3 protein-coding genes are annotated in these 6449 nt (G+C 65.1%); 2 read left to right on the plus strand and 1 reads right to left on the minus strand.

All coding sequences use genetic code 11. The features are described from left to right. Positions 1 to 4: 4 nt before the first annotated feature. Positions 5 to 1606, minus strand: coding sequence for a phytoene desaturase family protein (locus AC1VWL_RS15570; protein ID WP_482987293.1), 1602 nt, complete (start codon positions 1604 to 1606; stop codon positions 5 to 7). Positions 1607 to 1775: 169 nt separating this feature from the next. Between AC1VWL_RS15570 and AC1VWL_RS15575 the strand changes: the two genes are divergently transcribed. Both AC1VWL_RS15575 and AC1VWL_RS15580 read left to right on the plus strand, forming a co-directional pair. Next, on the plus strand, positions 1776 to 3872 hold the full coding sequence (locus AC1VWL_RS15575; RefSeq protein ID WP_482987295.1) for a M13 family metallopeptidase: 2097 nt from the start codon (positions 1776 to 1778) through the stop codon (positions 3870 to 3872). Positions 3873 to 4165: 293 nt separating this feature from the next. Next, positions 4166 to 6175 carry a M13 family metallopeptidase gene (locus AC1VWL_RS15580; protein ID WP_482987294.1) on the plus strand — a complete coding sequence of 670 codons (2010 nt, stop codon included), beginning with the start codon at positions 4166 to 4168 and terminating at the stop codon, positions 6173 to 6175. Positions 6176 to 6449: the final 274 nt, after the last annotated feature.

The following is a 6449-nucleotide window of genomic DNA, read 5'->3' on the forward strand; positions in this document are numbered from 1 at the left end:
TGATTTAAAGATCACCCCAAACGACCGCGGCCGCATTATGCCCAGGTGCCCCGGTAACTCCTCCGCCAGGATGCGCGCCCGAGCCGCACAGGTAGAGCCCCGGCAGCGCTCCCTTGTAACCCGCCTGCCCCAGCATCGGTCGCGCACTGAACAACTGGTTCAAGCTCAGCGCGCCGTGGAAGATATCGCCGCCGATCAAGCCGAAGGTCCGCTCGAGATCCAGCGGGCTCATGATCTGCCTGCCTAGCACCGAAGCAGCAAAACCCGGCGCATGCTTGTCGACGGTGGCGATCATCAGATCCGCGACTTCTTCGCGATGATCGTCCCAGCTGCGCCCATCCGGCAGCTGCGGCGCCACGTGCTGGCAGAACAGGCTGGCAACGTGCTGTCCCGGCGGTGCGAGTGAATCATCCAGCGTGCTGGGAATCAGCATCTCGACGATGGGCTCGCGTGACCACCCGTATTGACGCGCATCCAGATAGGCACGATCCATGTAGTCCAGGCTAGGGGCGATGATGATGCCGGCGGTCAGATGATCACCGAGTCCCGGCAGCACGCTGAAATCAGGCAGTTTCGACAAAGCCACATTCATGCGGAATGTTCCCGAGCCGCAGCGCCAGTTGGCCATGCGCTCCAACGTAGCCGCCGGCACATCGGCAGGATCGAACAGGCGCTCGTAGAGCAGCTTCGGATTGACGTTGGCAACGATGGCAGAGCCGCGCAGCACGTCGCCGCCGGCCAATACAACGCCGACCGCACGCCCCTGCTCCACCAGGACCTTCTCGACGGCGGCATCGGTACGAATTTCAACACCGGCCTCGACCGCTGATCGCGCCATCGCCTGGGTGATCGCGCCCATGCCGCCGATGGCATGCCCCCATGCCCCCTTCACGCCATTGCTCTCGCCAAACACGTGATGCAACAACACGTAGGCAGTGCCCGGCGCATAAGGACTGGCGTAGTTGCCAACGATGCCATCGAAGCCGAACAAGGCCTTGATCGGTGCGCTCTCGAACCAGCGGTCCAGGTACTCGGCGGCGGAGATGGTGAACAGATCCAACAGTTCCTGCTGCAAGCCGGGGTCCAGACGCTGCAGTTGTCGGCCCAATTGACCAGCCTTCCACAGCTCCGGCAGCGCACGCAACCAACTCGCACCACTGATGTTCGGCGGCGCCTGCAGGGCCTGCGCACGCAGCACGTCCGCGAAGATCTCCAGCCGCTGCTCGTACTCGGGCAAGCGTGCCGCATCGCGTGCGGAGAAGCGCGCAACCTGTTCGGCAGTGCGCCCGCCCCCGGCCAACAGATACTCGCCATTGCCCAAGGGCAGGAAGTTGTTGAGCTTGCGTGGGACCACCCGCAGGCCGTGCCGCTCCAGCTCCAGCTCGGCAATCACCTTGGGTTGCAGCAGCGACACCGTATAAGAGGCCACCGAGTTGCGGAACCCCGGATGGAACTCCTCGGTGACGGCTGCGCCTCCGACTACTGAACGTCGCTCCAATACCAATACCCGCTTGCCGGCCCTGGCCAGATAGGCCGCGCACACCAGTCCGTTATGGCCGCCGCCGATCAGGATCGCGTCCCACTGCTTGCTTGATGTCTTGGTCATTCCCGCTGTATAGCACCGGCCAGCCGTCGCCGCCCATAGGAATACGCCCGCAGCGACCCATGACCTTCTACACCCCTTCCTCATCGGTTTCAGGCGTATCTTCCTGCTTCGGCCCCGGACTCCGTGGCCTCACTCATGCTTTGAAACCGGCCTGGAGGCCTTTCCCGTGATCGTTCGCAAACCCCAGATTCTCCTGCTGTCGCTGGCCGTCGCCGCCGTGCTGACCGGTTGCCCCAAGCAGGAAGAGCAGTCCCCGCCGGCGGCCACCGCCGCTGCCCCGGCCGCCACCGAGCTGAAGCTGGACGAGTCCAAGCTGCCGGCCTACAACGCCTTCACCGCTGCCGACCTCGACGCCAGCAAGGACGCATGTACCGACTTCAACGGTTACGTGAACGAAAAGTGGCTCAACGCCAACGAAATTCCGGCTGACCGCACCAGCTGGGGCGCCTTCACCATCCTCGACGAGCGCTCGGTTGCCGTGCAGCACCAGCTGGCCGAACAGGCCGCGGCAATGAAGAACGCCACCGGCATCGAGAAGATCGTCGGCGACTTCTGGGCCTCGGGCATGGACGAAGCCAAGATCAACTCGCTGGGCATCACCCCGCTGAAGGCCGACCTGGCCGCGATTGATGGCCTGCAGGACACCGCCGCACTGGCCAACTACCTGCGCAGCACTGCGGCCAAGGGCGAGAACTTCCTGTTCGGCTTCGGCCCGGAAGCAGATTTCAAGAACTCCACCATGAACATGGCCTACGCCAGCCAGGGTGGCCTGGGCCTGCCGGACACCACCTATTACACCGACGCCAGCAAGGCCGACAAGCTCAACGCCTACAAGGCCCACGTGGCCAAGGTACTGGAGCTGAGCGGCGTGGCCGCGGCCGACGCCGCCAAGCAGGCCGAGGACGTGATCAAGTTCGAGACCCGTCTTGCCAAGGCCTCCAAGTCCAGCGTCGAGCTGTCGCGCGACGTCTCGCTGTACTACAACCCGGTCACCGTGGCTGACGCCGACAAGCTGACCCCGAACTTCAGCTGGACTGCGTTCTTCCAGGCACAGGGCATTGCCGCACCGGCGACGTTCTCGCTGGCCATGCCGGCATTCCACGCAGAAGTGAGCAAGATGCTGGCCGACACCGACCCGGCAGCCTGGCGCGCCTACCTGCGCTTCCACACCGTGGACGGCGCCGCGCCGTACCTGAGCAATGAGTTCGTGCAGGAGAACTACGCGTTCTACGGCAAGGAACTGAACGGCCAGAAGGAAATCAAGCCGCGTTGGAAGCAGGTGCTTGGCACGATCGAGAGCGATGCCGGCGACGCCTTCGGCCAGATGTACGTGAAGGTCGCCTTCTCGCCCGAGTCCAAGGCCAAGATGGAAGAGCTGGTCAAGAACCTGGCCGGCGCGCTGAAGGACCGCATCCAGAACCTGACCTGGATGAGCGACGAGACCAAGGCCAAGGCCATCGCCAAGTGGGAAACCTTCACCCCGAAGATCGGCTACCCGGACAAGTGGCGTGATTGGAGCGGCCTGAGCACCACCCACGATGACTACCTGGGCAACGTGCGCGCAGCCAATGCCTTCAATTACAAGTGGGCACTGGCCAAGATCGGCCAGCCGGTCGACAAGACCGAGTGGGGCATGACCCCGCAGACCGTCAACGCCTATTACAACCCGCTGCAGAACGAGATCGTGTTCCCGGCCGCCATCCTGCAGCCGCCGTTCTTCGATCCGAACGCCGACGACGCGCTGAACTACGGCGGCATCGGTGCCGTCATCGGCCACGAAATGACCCACGGTTACGACGACCAGGGCAGCCGTTTCGGCCCGACCGGCAACTTCGAGAACTGGTGGACCCCGGCGGATTCGAAGGGCTTCGCTGGCCTGACCGGCAAGCTGGTCAACCAGTTCAACGAGTACAAGGTGGGCGACCAGAACGTCAACGGTTCGCTGACCCTGGGCGAGAACATCGCCGACCTGGGCGGCCTGGCCACGGCTTACGATGCCCTGCAGAAGGCTTCGGCTGGCAAGGAAGACGCCAAGGTTGACGGCTTCACCCGCGACCAGCGCTTCTTCTTCAACTGGGCGACCGTGTGGCGCACCAAGTACACCGCCGAAAACGCCAAGGTCCGCCTGGCCACCGACCCGCACGCCCCGGCGCAGTTCCGTGCCATGGGTGCACCGTCGAACCTGCCGACCTTCGCTGCTGCCTTCCAGTGCAAGGCCGGTTCGCCGATGGTCCGTGCTGGCGACAAGCAGGTAGTGATCTGGTAATCGCTGGCCTGCAGTGAGACCCAAAGAAGGCCCGGCATTGCCGGGCCTTCTTTTGCCCGCGCACGAGGATTGTGGGAGCGGCGTAAGCCGCGAAGCTGAGCAAGCCCAAGGCACCAGAAATCGACGCAAACCGGTCAATGCCAACCGCATCATCCGCAGTGGCTCTGCAGCTCACGCCGCTCCCACAACCACCGGTTTTGATGCAGTACCCAATTCCGTGCCCTGCCCCGGCACCAATCCGCCGCCAGCTTGTTAAACTCCGCCCACTTTGTCCTTCTGCGGATATGCACCACATGCCCAACGTTCGCCCACTTACCCTGGCCCTGGCCTTCTCCCTGGTGACCGTGCTGTCCACCAACGATGCGCAGGCCGCCCGCAAGAAGCCTGCGGCACGGGCACCGGCAGTGAGCGCGGCCTGTACGGATTTCTACGAAACCACCAACGGCAACTGGCTCAAGGCCAATCCGGTACCGCAGACCGGCGCGGTCAGCGCCCTCGGCACCCTGGCAGAGAACACCCGCACCCAGCAGCGCCAGTTGCTGGATCGCGCGATGACCGCGCCGCAAGGCAACGTGCAGAAGCTGCTTGGCGATTTCTGGGCCAGCGGCTTGGATGAAGCCGCGGTCGAAGCCGACGGTTCCAAGCCGATCGCGCCGCTGCTGACCCGCATCAACGCCATCAAGAAGGCCAAGGACATCCCGGCCTCGATCGCTGCCCTGCATCAGGTCGGCATCCCGGTCGCGTTCAATTTCGCCCCGGACGTGGACCTGAAGGCATTGGACCGCCATATCGGCTACTTCATGCAAGGCGGCACCGGCCTGCCGGACCCGGCGTTCTATACCCGTACCGATGCCGACACCGTCGCCCTGATGGGCCGCTATCGCGCCTACGTGAAGCAGATCCTGGCCCTGACCGGCACCCCGGCGGCGCAGCTTGATGCCGAATCGGCGCTGGTCATCCAGCTGGAAACCGAACTGGCGCGCAGCGCGCACTCGGTGGCCGACATCAACAACCCGTTCAATAACTACGCGCCGGTCTCCACCAAGGACCTCAACAGCCGCTACCGCAACCTGCAGTTGGATGCCTTCCTGAAGGCGCAGGGTGTGAACGACGACCTGGTGTCGCTGGCCGACCCGGCGCTGTTCCAGCAGCTCAATGGCATGGTCAGCCGTCTGCCGGCCAACCAGTGGAAGGCCTACCTGCGCTGGCGCGTGGGCGACGCGATGGCGCCGTACCTGTCCAAGGCCTACCGCGACGCCGAGTTCGAGTTCCGTGGCCGCCTGCTGCGTGGCCAGGCCATCGCCCCGGCACGCCCGGACGCTGTGCTCGACGCCATCAACGTGGCCGCCGGCCCGATGCTGGGCCACGAATACGCCGCGACCTACCTCAACCGCGATACCCGCCGCCAGGCTGGCGTCATGGTCGACCAGATCCGCGAAGCACAGATCGCCGCGGTCAAGCGCAGCAGCTGGCTCAGCGCCGAGGCCAAGACCGAAGCCGAAGCCAAGCTGGCGGCGATGAAGATCGAGATCGGCACCCCGCTGCGCGATCTGGACTACACCGTGCAGCCGATGGGCCGCGGCAGCTTTGGCGGCAACATCCTGATCGCGTCCACCTGGCGCCACGCCCAGGAAATGAAGCGCATCGGCAAGGGCAACGCCGACCGCCGTTGGGACGTGCTGCCGCAGCAGCCGTCGATCGCTTACGACATCGCCCAGAACCGCTTGATCGTGACGGCCGCAGCCCTGCAGGGGCCGATCTTTGCCGCCAACGCCAGCAATGCCGAGAAGTTCGGCGCTTTCGGTGGCCTGGTCGCGCATGAAGTCAGCCGCGCCATCGACGTCAAGGGCGCGATGATCGACGCCAAGGGCGAACTGCGCAGCTGGTGGACGCCGGCTGACAAGAGCGCCTGGACGCTGCTCGGCAACCGCGTCGCCGCGCAGTACAGCGCTTACCCGTTCCCGGGCGTCAAGGATGCCAAGGTCAACGGTGAGCTGACCCGCGACGAGAACATGGCGGATCTGTCGGGCATGGAGATCGCATTGGAGGCCTTCACCGCCGCCCAGGCTGATGCCAAGCCGGCCGACAAGCAGGACTTCTTCAAGGGCTGGACCAGCCTGTGGGCGCAGCAGTTGTCGCCGAACGAAGCCGTGCAGCGCCTGAGCACCGACGTGCGCGCACCGGGCCGCTGGCGCAGCAATGCACCGCTGTCCAACCTGCCGGAGTTTGGCACCAGCTTCAGCTGCAAGCCGGGCCAGCCGATGCAGCGCACCGACGCCGAGCAGATCAGGATCTGGCGTTGATGCGGAATTGAAGGAAGCAAAAAGGCGCGGATTCCGCGCCTTTTTGCTTTCTAACTGTAGTGGGGGGGGCGGGGGGGGGGGGGGGTGGGGGGGGGGGGGCGGGGGCGGGGGGGGGGGCGCGGCGGTGGTTGGGGGGTGGGGCGGGGGGGGGGGGGGCTCTGGCGCCCCCCACAACGGCTGGCGCGGCTCGCCCGTTTGCGGTAGTGGGGGTGGGGGGGGGGGGGGTTTGGGGGGTAATTGTGTGTGCGGAGCATTGCTGGGCAGAGACTTTACC

The sequence above is a fragment of the Stenotrophomonas sp. STEN063 genome (assembly GCF_056854515.1).